The organism is Rossellomorea sp. SC111 (assembly GCF_024733565.1).
In the GTDB taxonomy this organism is placed as follows: Bacteria; Bacillota; Bacilli; order Bacillales; family Bacillaceae_B; genus Rossellomorea.
In genome coordinates, this window is the sequence record NZ_JANIOC010000019.1 from 1 (window position 1) to 15,752 (window position 15,752).

The following is a 15,752-nucleotide window of genomic DNA, read 5'->3' on the forward strand; positions in this document are numbered from 1 at the left end:
CCGGGAGCAAGATTCAAATAGAAGGCGCTCACTAATCCGACGATGACGGAAATCTCCCCGAATAATAAGGAATATCCGATCGTCTGTTTAAAGCCGTTCGCGATCCTGATGCTGGCGGCAACAGGCAATGTCATTAGAGACGATACCAGGAGGATTCCAACAATGCGCATGGAGGCGGCAATCACAAGGGCGACCATGATCATAAAGATAAAGTGGATCGCCTTCGCAGGGATCCCGGATGCCTTTGCATGATCCTCATCAAAAGATAAAAGGAACAACTCTTTATACAATAAGAAAATCACTCCGATGACAAGGACACTGATCCCGCCGATCAGATACAGATCCCCCCTGCTGACAGCGCTGACACTCCCGAATAAATAACTGAACAGATCCGTGTTGAAACCGTCTGCAAGTGAAATGAATATGACCCCTATCCCGATTCCCCCGGACAGGATGATCGGAATCGCAAGCTCCTGATAATGCTTGTATACCATTCTTAATCGTTCTATGAATAAAGAACCCATTACGGAGAATGCCATTCCGAAGTAAAGGGGATTCAACCCTGACAACCCAGGCACCGTTTTGCTTAAGTACAGACTTGCCGCAATGCCTGAGAGTGTCACGTGGCTCAAAGCATCGGCAATCAGGGATAATCTCCTTACCACAATGAATGCCCCCAGTAATGGAGCGATGATTCCGATAAGGATTCCTGTCAGAAATGCATTTTGTAAAAATTCATATTGAAAAATAGCTTGAAGCACTTTCTTCCCTCCAATCGATCATGAATGATGATGTTCATGCTCATGATTCAAAAAATGTACGTCATGACCATAAAAAGAGGAAAGCTGATTTTCTTTGAGCTTTTCAAACTCTTCTGTTTTGCCATGGAAATGTAAATGTTTATTTAAGCAGGCAACATGTGTCACCTTATTTGAGATCGACCCGATGTCATGGGTGACCAGAACAAGTGTTATACCTACATCTTTGTTCAATGTCTCTAACATATCGTAGAAATTTTGGACGTTTCGGCTGTCGACTCCCACAGTCGGTTCATCGAGGATCAGTACATCAGGCTGACTCACGAGGGCCCTTGCAATGAAGACCCTCTGCTGCTGACCTCCTGATAATTCTCCGATATTCCGTTTGGCGAACTCACCCATGCCGACTGATTCGATCGCTTTATTCACATCTTCCTGATATGCTGATGAAACCCGCTTGAACAATCCGGCTTTCTTCGCCAGTCCACTGGCCACAACTTCATAAACGGTAGCCGGAAATCCTGTGTTGAAGCTGTTTGCCTTCTGGGATACAAAGCCGATACGGTCCCATTGTTTGAATTTATGCTGCGGGATCCCGAACAGCTCAATATTTCCCTGTTTCACCCGAAGCAGGCCAAGGACAAGCTTTAGTAAGGTGGATTTCCCGGAACCGTTCGGCCCGACGATCCCAAGAAAAGCACCTCTTGGGATGCTCAGATTGATATCTTCGAGCACTCGTTCACGCTCATAGCGGAAATTCACATCTTCTATTTTTATCACTGGATTTGTCAATGCTTATCATCTCTCTTTATAAGAATCATTACGATTTAAAAGTACATAGGGTAGTATACAGGATGCATCACCAATTGTAAATGATTCCGTTCATCACTCAAATAAGACCGCCCTTTTGTTTGGGCGGTCCTGTCATTTCATAATGGGATGATTTTTACACATCAATGGATGGCAGATTTGAATCGTGCGCCTTTCGTTTCCTGGGTGCTCATGATGGTGATGAATGCATCCGGATCTACGTCCGCCACGACCGATTTTAATTTCATTACCTCAAGCCTGGTCACCACGACGTATATGACCTCTTTGTCATTGTCCGTGTAGCCTCCCCGCCCCTTTAACATGGTCGTTCCCCTGCCGAGCCTTTGCAGGATTGCATCGGATACATCAAGGTAATGGTCAGACACGATGATGACCGCTTTGGTTTCGTCCATCCCCTGAATGACCGTATCAATCGTTTTGAATGCGATATAGTACGTCATGACCGAGTACATCGCTTCTTCGATTCCGAAGACGAATGCTGCCCAGCCAAAAATGAAAATATTCATGAACATCACAAACTCACCCACGGAAAACGGCAGTTTCTTTGTCAGGAGGATTCCCAGGATCTCTGTACCGTCGAGGGAACCCCCATGACGGATGACCAGCCCCACACCCACTCCGAGAGTCAAGCCACCGAAGACGGTTGCCAATATCTCCTCGGTTACGAATGGATCTATATGATGAAGGAGACTCTCAATGATAGCCAGTGCCACTACAGCAAACAATGACGATACAACAAACGTCTTCCCGATCTGTTTGTAGCCGGAATACATAAATGGGAGATTCAACAGGACCAATAGGGTTGAAAAATTAAGAAAGGGGATGGAATCGGAAACCAAATAATCCAGGATCAGTGAAATACCGATGACCCCCCCATCGATAATAGTATTGGGTACAAGAAACAGCTCAATCGAAACCGCGGCAAGACCGGCTCCGATGGTGATAAAAAACAAACGATAAATAAAATGAAGGGGACTTTCCTTCTTATGTACTCTTTGAGTCATCGTCAATTCCTTTCCTTTCACTTATTTTCTAATAAAAGTGTCACTTTCTTGATGTGAGATACATATGTATCATTTGAGGAGTGATAAACATGAAACTATTACAAAATGTGATTAATCACAAAATCAACAATATTACAAATGATGAGTTATTAAAGCATGCAAAACAATATAATATTTCTCTCACGTCCCAGCAGGCAACAAGCATCGTTGCAAGTGTGAAAGGAAAAAACATCAATATCTTCGATGATACGAAGAGAAGCAAATTGGTGAAGGATCTGGCCAAGGTCATCGGTCCCAGGAAAGCCAAGGAAATCAACCAGCTCTTTTTGCAGCTCATCCGATAATAAAAATAAAGAAAGAGGAGGCGTCTTAAAAGTCTCGAGACATGACCTCCTCCAATCTTTACTGTTTCACTATTTTCGTCAGTACCTCTTCATCAAAGGTTTGATTACGAAGCATGTCGATTTCAAACTTATAAGGAGGTTTTTTATTTTTCTTATCTTCCCCTACATAAGGTGTTTCCAATATCTTAGGGATATCCTTTAGCTGCGGATGATGCACTATATAATTCAGTGCCTTGAATCCGATATGTCCGAATCCCAGATTTTCATGTCGGTCTTTTGCCGCTCCACGTTCATTCTTACTATCATTTATGTGAAGAACTTTTAAGCGGTCAATGCCTACGATTTTATCGAATTCTTCCAATACCCCATCGAAATCTTCTACGATATTATACCCTGCATCATGTGTATGGCATGTATCAAAGCAGACAGAGAGGCGGTCATTCAGTTCTACTCCATTAATGATCTGAGCGATTTCCTCAAAGGATCTCCCACATTCAGAGCCTTTTCCGGCCATTGTCTCAAGGGCAATTTGAACTTTATGATCCTTGGTCAATACTTCGTTAAGGCCTTCGATGATCTTCGCAATCCCCTTATCTGCTCCCGCACCGACATGGGCACCGGGGTGCAACACGATTTGTCCTGTCCCGATAGCTTCCGTACGCTCCATTTCAGAGCGGAGGAAATTGACACCCAATTCGAATGTAGCCGGGTTGGTCGTATTTCCGATGTTGATGATATAAGGAGCATGCACGACGATGTCCTCTATGCCATTTTCTTTCATATGAGCAAGACCCGCTTCGATATTCAGGTCTTCGATTTTTTTCCTTCTCGTATTCTGAGGGGCACCTGTATAAATCATAAAGGTATTCGCACCATAAGAAACGGCTTCTTCACTTGAAGCGAGTAACATATTCTTTCCACTCATGGAAACATGGGATCCAATCTTAACCATTCTTCTCAACTCCTAAGAAAATCTCTCTTTATTGTATCGAATGTGTACAAATGAATCACGTTCAAACACTTATTTGTTTCTGTTTTTTATTCTTCTTTCCCGCTTCTTGATTTGGTCCATTTTGTATTTCATTTTCTTTTTATATCCCGGTTTAACAGCCTTCGGCTTACGGACTAACGATTTCGCCTTTTCATCGATTTCATCAACGTTCGATTTTTGACGGTTTTTACGCTTGTTCAGAGGAGGCAGCTCGGACCATTCACCTTTTTTAATGTCCCGATGGGAAAAGCTGATTCCAAGCTTCTCCAAACGATTCAGCGCATCTTCATCCGAAGGTGTATAAATGGTGTAGGCAATACCGCTATTCCCCGCACGTGCTGTACGGCCTGAACGATGAACATAGAAATCCAGATCCTGAGGCAGTTCATAATTGATGATATGGCTGACCCCTTCGATATCGATCCCTCTGGCGGCAAGGTCTGTTGCCACAATGTATTGATAATCAAGGTTCCGTATTTGTTTCATCATTTTCTTACGCTCACGTGGAGAAAGATCCCCGTGAATACGGCCGACCTTCAATCCTTTGGCAATCAAGGCATCGGCTACTTCATCCGCCTTTTGCTTCGTGTTGGTGAACACAATCCCCAAGTAAGGATTTATCTCCACTAAAATATTGTAAAGGAGATTCGTTTTATCACGGCTCTTCAAAGGAACGATCACGTGTTCAATATTTTTTGCCGACAGCTGTTCCGGCTCCACATGGGCATACTGAGGATTTTCCAAATACTTCTTCAGGAACGGCTTCAGTTTCTCCGGGATCGTGGCAGAAAACACTAACATCTGTAGTTTTTCAGGCATCTTCGCAGCAATTTGATCCACATCTTCAATGAATCCCATATCGAGCATTAAATCAGCTTCATCGATCACAAGAAGCTTCGCTGTATGGACAAATAGCGCCTTGTCCTTCACCAAGTCATTGATCCGTCCCGGCGTGCCGACAACGATATGCGGCTGATGTTTTAACTTCTCGATCGTTCTCTGCTTGTCCGTCCCCCCGATATAGCAACGGGATACGATCTCAGTATCCTTCGTAATCTTAAGTACTTCCTGATAAATCTGTTGAGCCAATTCACGGGTAGGTGCAGTGATGACAGCTTGTACCTCTTCAGAGGCTGCATCTACCTTTTCGATGATCGGTAATAGATACGAGTGGGTTTTCCCCGTTCCCGTTTGAGATTGGCCAATCGCACTCTGTCCTTTTAAGATCAGAGGGATCATTTTCTTCTGAATTTCAGTTGGTTCATAGAAACCCAGTTCTTCTACAGCTTCATTGATGAAAGACTGAAATCCAAATTGCAGAAATAAATTCTTTTTCATTAAGTACATCTCCTTTTATCGTCATATCCTTTTATCTACGCTGTCATCGGGATGGATGTCAGGTGCCGTTCACATCATCACCACAGATTTATATAAAATGTACGGATCACTTGTTTATATTAGGCTGTTATCTTTAACATTATCGCTATTTAAAAAGCGAGCAGTAATTGATTTCCACTCCAGGTGATTGCTTTCCGCGGAATGCGAAGTAGTTCACCTCACCCTGCCGCACACACTCAATGACAGAGCTATAGGAAAAATAACCTTTGCCAAAATTGCCTAATAATAAAAGTGAATTTTATTTTAACGTTAGCAAGCGTCATATTTAAAGAACATCTAACCATTATAATCAATTTTGAGCAAAACATCTAGGTCAACTTGATTTTATTTCAGATGATATTGTCACAATACCCTTTTTTAACCTGTTGCATACTCTATAGTGACAACGAATTTATTGAAATGAAAGGAGGCTGTCATTATGCCGCCTAGAAGAATGAGAAATCAAGGCCAGGATATGCGAAATCCTTTCGGAATGAGACAGCGCCAGGGTAACGGATTGGGGTTACAGCAACCCGAGAGAAATACTTTCGGGTTGGGACAACGGCAAGGTAACGGGTTCGGATTTCAGCAATCTGGCAGGAATCATTTCGGGATGGGACAGACACAGCCCCCGCCTTTTCAATTTGGAAGGCAAAACCCAAATCAAGGCTTTAATATGGGAATGAATCAAAGAGGAAAAGGCAGGGGACAAGGCAAAGGGCTACTTTCAAAGTTCCTGAAAAAAGGCGAGAATCGCAATGCCGGCGGTGGCGGACTTATAGAACAGTTTACGAGGTCTTCTGCAGGTGAAGCCGGATTTGAGCGATCACCGCAGGCAGCAGGTGGAATCATTCAATCCCTCTTGAATCCCGGCAATGTCAATTCCTTTCTGTCCAACACTCAACAAATGTTGCAGACTGCCCAGCAATTGGGTCCGATGTTTCAGCAATATGGGCCAATGGTCAAAAATATCCCATCTCTGTGGAAGCTCTACCGCGGGTTTAAGGATATGTCTGCTGAAACGCCTGATGAACCATCGACAGAGATAAAAAGTGACGAAAATGAAGATATCCCTGAAACAGAAACCCCTGTGAAGAAAAAAAAGAAAAAGAAACCCTCAGTAAAAATCACCGATGAAGAAGTTTTGGAAGAAGAGGCACCGGCTAAATCACATTCAATACCAAAACTATATATATAAAAGCCGCATCCCTTAAGGTATTCAATCACCTGACAGGGATTATTTTTTTGAGCCCCTCCCCAAGGATCCAATGGTTGGATATCATGTAAAAATGGCACTTCACTTCGTTCTCTTTGTCAGACTGACCTTTCTCCTTTATAATGAAAACAAACACTCTCTCATGTAGGAGGATATGTATAGATGGATATTATTAAGATTACTCCGAGAGGCTATTGTTATGGTGTGGTAGATGCAATGGTCATTGCAAGAAATGCCGCATTGGACAAATCGCTTCCTCGTCCAATTTATATTCTGGGGATGATCGTCCATAACAAACATGTAACGGATGCGTTTGAAGAAGACGGAATCATCACTCTCGATGGCAGCAACAGAAAAGAAATCATCGAACAGGTCAATGAAGGAACGGTGATCTTCACGGCTCACGGGGTATCCCCTGAAGTGAAGGAAATCGCCAAGCAAAAAGGACTTATCACCCTGGATGCAACATGTCCTGATGTCACGAAGACTCATGACCTGATCCGGGCAAAAGAAGCTGAGGGCTATGATGTCATTTACATCGGGAAAAAGGGACACCCTGAACCTGAAGGGGCCGTCGGGGTCGCACCCGATATCGTCCACTTTGTAGAAACGGCGGAAGATGTAGAAAAGCTATCCATTGACAATGAAAAAATCATCGTGACGAACCAAACGACCATGAGTCAGTGGGACGTCCTCGATACAATGGACAAAGTGAAGGAGATGTATCCTCACGTCGAGCTGCACAAGGAGATCTGCCTTGCGACGCAAGTCCGACAGGAAGCAGTGGCGGAGCAGGCCGGGGATGCCGATGTCCTCATCGTCGTCGGTGATCCGAAGAGTAATAACTCCAACCGCCTTGCACAAGTATCGAAGGATATCGCAGGTACTCCCGCACACCGCATTTCAGACATCAGTGAACTCGACATAGAATGGATCAAAGATGCGAGTGTCGTAGCTGTCACAGCCGGTGCATCCACTCCAACGCCGATCGTGAAAGAAGTCATTAAATTCCTTGAAGCCTTTGACCAAAATGATGAAACCACTTGGACAAGAGAACGCAATGTTCCTTTAAACAAAATACTCCCTAAGGTCCGAAAAGCAAAAATGGGAACAAAATAAGAATGTTGAAAGGCCCCTTGCGATTTCGCAAGGGGCCTTTCTTTTTACATATACGTAAAGGGGTTCGTTTCCGCCTTTGAAGCAAAGATATTCACAATAAACCCTTTTTCCGAGCATCTTTTGGCTAAATGAGCGGCGACTCCCTCTTTCATCACTTTTTCAATATGATGACCTGCATCCACAACATTAAGCCCCATCATCATGGCGTCATGAGCCGTATGATAATAGATATCTCCGGAGACGAATACATCAGCACCCTGTCTCTTGGCTTTTCCGATGAACTTATTTCCATCCCCGCCGAGCACAGCCACTTTCTTCACCTTTGCTTCTCCGTCCCCGATCAACCTGACTCCGTCCATGCCTAATGTTTTCTTCACAAACAGTGCAAAGTCCTTCAGGCTCATCTCCTCTCTTAAATATCCTATCCGGCCCAGTCCAAGGGATTTAGACCTGTTCTCGAGGGAGTAGATATCATACGCGACCTCTTCATATGGATGGTGGGTAAACATCGCTTTCAATACTTTTTTCTCCAGAGAAACAGGATAAACCGTCTCCACCTTTTCTTCTGAAACCTCTTCAAGCAAGCCCTGCTTTCCTATATGAGGATTGGTTCCATCCCCGGCTAGGAATCTCCCCTGTCCTTCGGAGGAGAAGCTGCAATGGGAATAATTTCCGATATATCCGGCTCCGGCTATCCCTAAAGCCTCCCTGAGTCCCCCTGCATGTTCTTTCGGCACATATACCGCCAGTTTACGGATTTCTTCCTGATAGGTAGGAACGAGTACAGAAGGATCCTGTAACTGGAGCTTAGCAGCGAGCAGATCATTCACACCGCCTTCTGCCACATCCAGATTGGTATGGGCAGCATACACGGCAATATCATGTTTGATCAACTTTTCAATCATTCTTCCCTGATATGAATCAGTTTGCAAAGATTTTAGTGGGCGAAATAATGGAGGATGATGGGCAATGATCAATTTGACATTATTCTTGATCGCTTCATCCACGACATTTTCCAACACGTCCAAGGTGATCATTACATTTTCAACCTTCTCATTCAGCTTACCGATTTGAAGTCCGATGGGATCTCCACCTTCAGCCAGATATTTTGGGGAGAAATCCTCAAAAAGCTGAATTATTTCATGGCCGTTTACTGTTTTCATTAGATAATGACCTCCTCAACCATTTTGATTTTATGCAGAAGCTCATGTTTACGTGTTTCCAACACTTCGGTCTGCTCTGCCTTTTTCATGTTATTCACGATATTCTTCCACTGACGGAGTTCCTGATTCCATTTTTTAATGAATGCATCATTTCGTTCCTTCATCAAGAACGGCCCGAGCAGCAGCTCTTTTTCAAGTTCTTTGGAATAGTGGGTGTGTGGGTTTCCTTTTTCGGCTATCAAAATTTCATATAGCTTATCATCTTCTTCAAGAATTTCCTCGCCGATCAGATCCCATTCATTGTCCATCAGCCACGTCCTGATCGATTTCGCACTCACATTGGGCTGAAGGATCAATCTTGTTCCGTCAGACAGCTTGTCCTTGCCTTCCTCCAAAATTGATGCAATCAATGCACCACCCATTCCCGCAATCGTAATACAGTTGACTTCGCCGGGAGATATGACTTCTAAACCATTGCCCAGCCTCACTTCTACTTCACGGGTCAGCCCGGCATCTTCTACTTGTTTTTTCGCAGAAAGGTAAGGGCCTTTTACCACCTCACCGGCGATTGCTGATGAAGCGATGCCTTTATTGACGGCATAGCAGGGAAGGTAGGCATGATCTGAACCGATATCGGCAATTTTAGATTGTTCTGGTATGTATGAAACAACTGTTTCAAGTCGTTTTGATAATTGTTGAATATTCATTCGTTCACCTTTACTCATTTTTATTGGTCCTGCTTATCTGATACTCATTCTAACCAACTTTTCCATATAAAAAAAGTCCTTTGCCCAAAGACAAAGAACCTTTTTTATTCATTGATTATTTAAGTGATTTGATCCAGTCTGCCATTGCATCAAGATTTTCATCTGCTACTAGACCAGCAGGCATGACCCCTCCACCATTTTTGATTCTATCTTTGATCTCGTCTTTTGACAGCTTCGTTCCTTTAAGAGCAGGACCCGCGCCACCTTCATAGTTCCCACCATGACAAGATACACAAGACTCCTTGTACTTAGCTTCCGGATCGAACTCCCCGCTTGAAGCTTTTTCGCCTTCTTTGCCAGCAGTCTCACCATGTTTTTCGTCCTTCGCTTTTTCATCGGCATTGTTAAGGCCTTCAATCGATAAGAAGAAAACAAGACCAATTCCAAGGGCCGCAATAAGTACGAATGGAATAATTGGATTACGATTCATGATTTTAACCTCCTTTATGTACAGCATCCAAAAAATAGTGCTCTTTTCAACACTTTATATTTTACTGTAAAAACCGACAAAGTAAAAGTACTATCAATTAACTTTTCCATCTTTCTCACAAATTAGACACATTTCCTTCTTTTTTCCTGTTTTCATCAATCAATTTCTTCTCATGTATCAGTTATAAAAAAACAGGTGAGCTCTATCAGCCCCCAGTGGACCGATAGAGCTCACTCTTCCTTGTATAGGACTCATGCCCCTATTGGCAGCCGATCAACCTTGATATAACCATTCTCTGCACTTCTGAGGTCCCTTCTCCGATTTCAAGGAGTTTCGCGTCACGTAAGTAGCGCTCTACATGATATTCTTTCATGTAACCGTACCCGCCATGGATCTGAATGGCTTCGTCCGCTACTTCCATACTGATCTCTGAAGCGTATAGCTTACACATCGAAGCCTCTTTGGAAAATGCTCTTCCCTGATCCTTTAACCAGGCTGCTTTATGAACCATGTTCCTGGCGAGCTCGATCTTCATTGCCATGTCAGCCAGCTTAAATTGTGTAACTTGAAATTGAGATAACGTTTTACCGAATTGTTTTCTTTCTTTCGAATATTGAAGAGCCTTGTCAAAAGCAGCCTGAGCCACACCGACTGCCATTGCCCCAATTCCGATCCTGCCCCCGTCAAGAGTGACAAGGAACTGCTTGAATCCTTCCCCCTGCTTCCCTAAAAGGTTTTCCTTCGGGACCTCCACGTCCTCAAGGACCAGCTCAGTTGTATTGGAGGAATGAAGCCCCATTTTTTCATAATTATCAATGACCGTAAAACCTTTGGCTTTGGTAGGTGCGATGATCGCACTAATCTCTTTTTCCCCGTTGTTCCTGCCTGTAATCGCCGTCAACGCAAGATGATTCGCATAACTTGCATTGGTTATATAACATTTATTACCATTTATGACCCATTTATCCCCTTTATCTTCAGCAGTGGTCTGGGTTCCTCCCGCATCTGAACCTGCATTGGGTTCAGTCAGGCCGAAAGCTCCAAATGATTCCCCTGTACAGATCGGCGTTAAGTATTTCTGTTTCTGCTCGTGTGTACCAAATAAATTGATCGGGGCGCCTCCCAGTGAAATATGGGCGGAGTACGTGATCCCCGTTGAAGCACATGCACGACTGAGTTCTTCCGTTACAATGGCAAAGCTTACTGTGTCCGCTCCGGCTCCACCATATTCCTCCGGAAAGGGTAGTCCCATCATCCCCAGATCAGAAAGCTTCTTGAAAATTTCTTTTGGAAATTCCTTTGTGCGGTCACGGTCCAACGCACCGGGCGCCACTTCTTCTTCAGCGAATTCCCTGATTGTTTTCTTAATCATCGTTTGCTCTTGTGTTAAGTCGAAATTCATCTTTATCCCCCTTGTCTAACTTTGATGACTGAAAGCCACAGACTTATACAGTACTTAGAGCGCATTTAAGCATAGTCATACGACTCTATGAATGCGCTCTCATTCCTATTATAAGAGGGAATCGTGAATTTTCTCAACTTTAAAAAACTTTTAAATTTTCAGAAGTTATAGTAATATATAAATTCCTACAAGGGTTGCTCCCACCGATCCTGCCAGCGTGAAATAATTCATCTTCCACTTAACCCCTGCACCTATCCAAATAAAACAGTTCAGAAACAAGGTCATGTATATTTGCGAAATGTCCCCTTCAAAGATCTTTCCCGTTATTTTTATGGAGGAAAGAAACAGGATACACGCAGCTGACGTATAGAGAAGTAAAGGTGAAAATTGTTTTTTAGAATAATAAATTCCTACACCCATTAATAATCCGACAAAACTTGCCAAAATCGCTGTTTGCAAAACGATTGACAATTCAGTAAAATAAATGACAAATAATGAAATTACTAATGAAGAAATGGAAATCAGGAATTCTTTTAGCAAGGTTTTCTTCTGGGGTTTCGCAGATGGACTGTCATTGATTCCTTCTCCTTCTGTATATAAAGCCAGAAGAAAGTCACAATATTGTTCAGGCAGCATCTTCGTTTGCTTCCAAAGGCGAATTTCATGGATAATGGTTTCCGTTTTTGAATCCTTTATTCTGGTCACTTCTGTCACACCTTTTTTTGTTGCATCCTTTAGCTCTATTCGGCAACGATCATAAAAAATCCTTTAAATAAGGACAAAAAAAACTACCTCTATGCACAATAGAGGCAGTAAAGAGTGGTTCTATTCCAAAAAGTCTTTCAATCGTTTGCTTCTGCTTGGATGGCGGAGCTTCCGAAGGGCTTTCGCTTCGATTTGACGAATACGTTCCCTGGTAACACCAAACACTTTACCCACTTCTTCCAGTGTACGGGTTCTGCCGTCATCCAGACCAAAACGTAACCTTAGAACATTTTCTTCCCGGTCTGTAAGAGTATCCAGGACATCTTCAAGCTGTTCTTTCAACAGTTCGTACGCTGCATGTTCTGAAGGAGATTGAGCTTCTGCATCCTCGATGAAGTCTCCAAGATGAGAATCGTCTTCTTCACCAATCGGTGTTTCAAGGGATACAGGTTCTTGAGCAATCTTGAGAATTTCACGAACCTTTTCAGGAGTCAGATCCATTTCTTCAGCAATTTCTTCCGGTGCAGGTTCACGGCCCAGGTCTTGAAGCAACTGTCTTTGTACGCGAATCAGCTTATTAATGGTTTCAACCATATGAACCGGGATACGTATCGTTCTTGCCTGGTCGGCAATGGCACGGGTGATGGCTTGTCGAATCCACCAAGTTGCATACGTACTGAATTTATACCCTTTCCGGTAATCAAACTTCTCCACTGCTTTAATAAGACCCATGTTTCCTTCTTGGATAAGATCTAAGAAGAGCATCCCGCGTCCAACATAGCGCTTTGCGATACTGACAACGAGTCTCAGGTTCGCTTCGGCAAGACGTCGCTTTGCTTCCTCATCACCATCTTCAATTCGCTTGGCAAGATTGATCTCTTCTTCGGCCGAAAGTAAATCGACTCTCCCAATTTCTTTCAGGTACATACGTACAGGATCATTTATCTTAACCCCCGGAGGAACACTTAAATCATTCAGATTAAACTCTTCTTCCTCTTCTTTCTCTAACTCCGTGGCACCTGGATCATCATCTTCGTCACTTTCATTAACGATTTCCACATTCTGTTCACCTAAGTGTTCATAGAATTCGTCCATTTGATCGGAATCCAATTCGAAGCCGGATAATTTATCTGCAATATCTTCGTATGTGAGGACTCCTCTTTTCTTACCTTGGTTAACTAAAAATTCTTTCACCTGATCAACTGTTAATTCTGACGCTATTTGTTTGGAACGCGCTGACTTTTCAGCCATTTGTTCCCCTCCTTCCAACTTCCTTACAAAACTTTATAGAGACTTACGCAGCTGTAAGATTTCCATTGCTATTTGTGCTTCTTGTCTGTAATCCTTTAGTCTTTCCGCTTCTTTTCTTTCCACTTCTTTTTCTTTTATTCTCAACATCTTTTGATGTTTTAACACCTGGTTAACGTAATCTGTCAATTCCTGATCCGTACTTTCTTCGCTTATGGACATCATTTCGATTTCCGTCACGATCCTTCTGAGCCTTTCATCAGGAAGATACCCGATAAACGCACTGGCACTTGGAGGCAGACCTTCTTCATAATAGCCCAATAAATAAGTAATAATAGCCTGATGCTCATCGATATTGAGGTTCGTGCCTGCAAGCCACTCCTGAATCTTATAAGCGATATTCGGATCCTTCAACATGTAAGCAATCAACCTTCGCTCAGCGGTTTGGTATGCAGGCAGCAGTCTGGACTGCGTGGGCTGTTTGAAATTCCCTTGCATACCGACCTGTTTAGGTGGTTTAGCAACGCGGTTTTCCGGACCTTGCAATTCAGACAGCTGTTGTTGAAGAGCCTCTAACGATAGTTCAAACTCATCAGCCAGGTATCGTAAATAATAATCCTTTTCAACCGCTTTACTTAATTGAGTAATTTCCTTAAGTATGTCTTCTATATACTTAAGGCGATCTCCTTCATCATTTAAGTTTTTATTCAGTTTATAATACCGAAGCTTAAACGCCATGAACGTCAAACTTGCCCCTATTACATCCTGCTGGAATCTCTCTGAACCATATTTGGTGATGTAGTCATCAGGGTCTAATTGTTCGGGTATTACGGCTACGCGTATGTCCAACTGATGCTTATGAAGAAGCTTCCCGGCTCTGAATGCTGCTTCTACTCCGGCAGAATCACCATCGTAACAAATGATGATGGAATCCGTTAATCGCTTTAACAGGCCTATTTGCTGTTCCGTCAATGAAGTACCCATGGTGGCTACTCCGTTTTCTACCCCGGCTTCGCTTGCTGAAATAACATCTGCGAACCCTTCAAATAATACCGCCTGCTGTTTTCTTCTAATCATTGATCGTGCATCATGATAATGATAAAGGATGCTGCTTTTATTAAAGATCTTCGTTTCAGGACTGTTTAAGTATTTAGGCTGGTCATCCGCATCGATGGTCCTGCCTGAAAATGCAACAGTATTCCCTTTTGTATCCACAATCGGAAACATGATTCTTCCCCTGAAGCGATCGAGGAAGGAATCGTCCCTTTCCCTTCTCACGAGTAAACCCGCGGCTTCCATCAGTTCAAGGGAGTAACCCCTCTTCTCCAGAAATTTGACCGTAAAATCCCAACTTGGGAGCGACCAACCTATCTGGAATTTCGTGATACTTTCCGTAGTAAAGCCCCTTGCAAGTAGATATTCCAGTGCTTCCTGACCTTCCTTTGTATTTAGAAGGAGATGATGGTAAAATTTACTTAATAAGCTGTGAGCTTCCATCATTTGCTTCTCGTCCTCTTGAGGAGGAAGCGGTTGATCAGAAGAAGGGGTTTGGATGGAAATTTCCTCTCCGACTCTTGATCCCAGTTTTTGAGCCGCCTCGAGGAAGCTGAGGCCGTCTACATCCATGAGAAACGTAAATGCGTTCCCCCCTGCACCACACCCAAAGCAATGAAAGATTTGTTTGTCGGGAGAAACAGAAAAAGATGGAGTATTTTCTCCATGGAACGGACATAATCCAAAATAATTCCTGCCCTGCTTTTTCAGTTGTACATAATCACTGACAACATCGACGATATCGGTTGACGATAAAATTTTATTTAACTTATCTTCAGGGATTCTTTCAGACATACTTTATCACCTGTTTTTATTTACCCTCTTACTTAATCCATTCTGTACTTATTGCGATTCTCCTGCAATTTCCGACAAGATTTTATCGAAGGACGTACAAAATGTTTCTCTGTCTTCATTTGTAAAAGGCTTGGGACCTTTACCATAGTTGCCTCTCCTGCGTTCTTTGGCTGCGACATACCGATAATCGAGTGCCGTGACAATACTCTCTTCCCTGTAGGCTTTTCCCCGGGGAGAGATGGCATAAACTTTTTTCGGTAATACCAGACTTGCAAGCCCTATGTCCTGTGTCACCAGTACATCTCCTGCTTTGACATGATTCATGATGTATAAATCTGCCGCTTCTTTCGAACTATCCACATATACCCATTCACCTTCATCCGGTGTGTTCTTTCTGTGGGCATGGGAAGCAACAAAAATGACTTTAAAGCCATAACCTCTTGTTATTTTAATAATTTCCTGTTTCACCGGACAAGCATCCGCGTCTACATATACGGTAGGGTTATGATCGCTAATACTAACTATTCTACATCACTCCGCATTATCCTT

General features: G+C 43.2%; 16 protein-coding genes. 3 read left to right on the forward strand and 13 right to left on the reverse strand.

Annotation, left to right across the window (positions count from 1 at the left end; genetic code table 11):
- The 3 genes from NQ095_RS19600 to NQ095_RS19610 form a co-directional block, all read right to left on the reverse strand.
- Positions 1 to 761, reverse strand: a 761-nt coding sequence (locus NQ095_RS19600) for a metal ABC transporter permease (protein ID WP_258265126.1), incomplete at its 3' end; no start/stop codon positions are given.
- 18 nt (positions 762 to 779) lie between these two features.
- Positions 780 to 1,550, reverse strand: a complete 771-nt coding sequence (locus NQ095_RS19605; protein ID WP_258265127.1) for a metal ABC transporter ATP-binding protein — start codon at positions 1,548 to 1,550, stop codon at positions 780 to 782.
- A gap of 161 nt (positions 1,551 to 1,711) precedes the next feature.
- On the reverse strand, positions 1,712 to 2,593 hold the full coding sequence (locus NQ095_RS19610) for a YitT family protein (protein WP_258265128.1): 882 nt from the start codon (positions 2,591 to 2,593) through the stop codon (positions 1,712 to 1,714).
- An 89-nt stretch (positions 2,594 to 2,682) separates the two neighbouring features.
- On the opposite strand from NQ095_RS19610, the gene NQ095_RS19615 reads away from it, so the two are divergent.
- Positions 2,683 to 2,937 carry a DUF2624 domain-containing protein gene (locus NQ095_RS19615; RefSeq protein ID WP_258265129.1) on the forward strand — a complete coding sequence of 85 codons (255 nt, stop codon included), beginning with the start codon at positions 2,683 to 2,685 and terminating at the stop codon, positions 2,935 to 2,937.
- Between the two features lie 58 nt (positions 2,938 to 2,995).
- On the opposite strand, the gene NQ095_RS19620 is transcribed toward NQ095_RS19615, so the two are convergent.
- Together NQ095_RS19620 and NQ095_RS19625 are read right to left on the reverse strand one after the other, a co-directional pair.
- Positions 2,996 to 3,889 carry a deoxyribonuclease IV gene (locus tag NQ095_RS19620; RefSeq protein WP_258265130.1) on the reverse strand — a complete coding sequence of 298 codons (894 nt, stop codon included), beginning with the start codon at positions 3,887 to 3,889 and terminating at the stop codon, positions 2,996 to 2,998.
- A 69-nt stretch (positions 3,890 to 3,958) separates the two neighbouring features.
- Positions 3,959 to 5,266: a DEAD/DEAH box helicase gene (locus tag NQ095_RS19625; protein WP_258265131.1), complete on the reverse strand. Its 1,308-nt coding sequence runs from the start codon at positions 5,264 to 5,266 to the stop codon at positions 3,959 to 3,961.
- Positions 5,267 to 5,744: 478 nt separating this feature from the next.
- Here NQ095_RS19625 and vrrA point away from each other — a divergent pair, with 478 nt between their 5' ends.
- Together vrrA and NQ095_RS19635 are read left to right on the forward strand one after the other, a co-directional pair.
- Positions 5,745 to 6,503 (forward strand): VrrA/YqfQ family protein, encoded by a 759-nt coding sequence (vrrA, locus tag NQ095_RS19630; RefSeq protein WP_258265132.1) that lies wholly within the window; start codon positions 5,745 to 5,747, stop codon positions 6,501 to 6,503.
- Positions 6,504 to 6,683: 180 nt separating this feature from the next.
- Positions 6,684 to 7,640 carry a 4-hydroxy-3-methylbut-2-enyl diphosphate reductase gene (locus NQ095_RS19635; protein ID WP_258265133.1) on the forward strand — a complete coding sequence of 319 codons (957 nt, stop codon included), beginning with the start codon at positions 6,684 to 6,686 and terminating at the stop codon, positions 7,638 to 7,640.
- Positions 7,641 to 7,684: 44 nt separating this feature from the next.
- On the opposite strand, the gene NQ095_RS19640 is transcribed toward NQ095_RS19635, so the two are convergent.
- From NQ095_RS19640 to NQ095_RS19675, 8 genes are all read right to left on the reverse strand, one after another.
- Positions 7,685 to 8,803, reverse strand: a complete 1,119-nt coding sequence (locus tag NQ095_RS19640) for a Nif3-like dinuclear metal center hexameric protein (protein ID WP_258265134.1) — start codon at positions 8,801 to 8,803, stop codon at positions 7,685 to 7,687.
- The gene (locus NQ095_RS19645; protein WP_258265182.1) at positions 8,803 to 9,510 is read right to left on the reverse strand and encodes a tRNA (adenine(22)-N(1))-methyltransferase; all 708 of its coding nucleotides are present in this window, start codon (positions 9,508 to 9,510) and stop codon (positions 8,803 to 8,805) included. Before NQ095_RS19645 ends, NQ095_RS19640 begins: the two co-directional genes overlap by 1 nt.
- Before the next feature lie 115 nt (positions 9,511 to 9,625).
- Positions 9,626 to 10,000: a cytochrome c550 gene (gene cccA / locus NQ095_RS19650; RefSeq protein ID WP_258265135.1), complete on the reverse strand. Its 375-nt coding sequence runs from the start codon at positions 9,998 to 10,000 to the stop codon at positions 9,626 to 9,628.
- Positions 10,001 to 10,259: 259 nt separating this feature from the next.
- A complete protein-coding gene (locus NQ095_RS19655; RefSeq protein ID WP_258265136.1) occupies positions 10,260 to 11,402 on the reverse strand; it encodes an acyl-CoA dehydrogenase family protein in 1,143 nt (380 codons plus the stop codon).
- A 165-nt stretch (positions 11,403 to 11,567) separates the two neighbouring features.
- Positions 11,568 to 12,107 (reverse strand): hypothetical protein, encoded by a 540-nt coding sequence (locus tag NQ095_RS19660; protein WP_258265137.1) that lies wholly within the window; start codon positions 12,105 to 12,107, stop codon positions 11,568 to 11,570.
- A gap of 120 nt (positions 12,108 to 12,227) precedes the next feature.
- Complete coding sequence (gene rpoD, locus NQ095_RS19665; RefSeq protein WP_258265138.1) at positions 12,228 to 13,358, reverse strand: RNA polymerase sigma factor RpoD; 1,131 nt, start codon at positions 13,356 to 13,358, stop codon at positions 12,228 to 12,230.
- Positions 13,359 to 13,391: 33 nt separating this feature from the next.
- On the reverse strand, positions 13,392 to 15,203 hold the full coding sequence (gene dnaG / locus NQ095_RS19670) for a DNA primase (RefSeq protein ID WP_258265139.1): 1,812 nt from the start codon (positions 15,201 to 15,203) through the stop codon (positions 13,392 to 13,394).
- Positions 15,204 to 15,251: 48 nt separating this feature from the next.
- A complete protein-coding gene (locus NQ095_RS19675) occupies positions 15,252 to 15,719 on the reverse strand; it encodes a YaiI/YqxD family protein (protein ID WP_258265183.1) in 468 nt (155 codons plus the stop codon).
- Positions 15,720 to 15,752 lie beyond the last annotated feature (33 nt).

Bases quoted from the DNA above. Each gene is read 5' to 3' on its own strand.
- NQ095_RS19610 (WP_258265128.1), bottom strand. From the start codon at position 2,593: ATGACTCAAAGAGTACATAAGAAGGAAAGTCCCCTTCATTTTATTTAT.
- NQ095_RS19615 (WP_258265129.1), top strand. From the start codon at position 2,683: ATGAAACTATTACAAAATGTGATTAATCACAAAATCAACAATATTACA.
- NQ095_RS19620 (WP_258265130.1), bottom strand. From the start codon at position 3,889: ATGGTTAAGATTGGATCCCATGTTTCCATGAGTGGAAAGAATATGTTA.
- NQ095_RS19625 (WP_258265131.1), bottom strand. From the start codon at position 5,266: ATGAAAAAGAATTTATTTCTGCAATTTGGATTTCAGTCTTTCATCAAT.
- vrrA (WP_258265132.1), top strand. From the start codon at position 5,745: ATGCCGCCTAGAAGAATGAGAAATCAAGGCCAGGATATGCGAAATCCT.
- NQ095_RS19635 (WP_258265133.1), top strand. From the start codon at position 6,684: ATGGATATTATTAAGATTACTCCGAGAGGCTATTGTTATGGTGTGGTA.
- NQ095_RS19640 (WP_258265134.1), bottom strand. From the start codon at position 8,803: ATGAAAACAGTAAACGGCCATGAAATAATTCAGCTTTTTGAGGATTTC.
- NQ095_RS19645 (WP_258265182.1), bottom strand. From the start codon at position 9,510: ATGAATATTCAACAATTATCAAAACGACTTGAAACAGTTGTTTCATAC.
- cccA (WP_258265135.1), bottom strand. From the start codon at position 10,000: ATGAATCGTAATCCAATTATTCCATTCGTACTTATTGCGGCCCTTGGA.
- NQ095_RS19655 (WP_258265136.1), bottom strand. From the start codon at position 11,402: ATGAATTTCGACTTAACACAAGAGCAAACGATGATTAAGAAAACAATC.
- rpoD (WP_258265138.1), bottom strand. From the start codon at position 13,358: ATGGCTGAAAAGTCAGCGCGTTCCAAACAAATAGCGTCAGAATTAACA.
- dnaG (WP_258265139.1), bottom strand. From the start codon at position 15,203: ATGTCTGAAAGAATCCCTGAAGATAAGTTAAATAAAATTTTATCGTCA.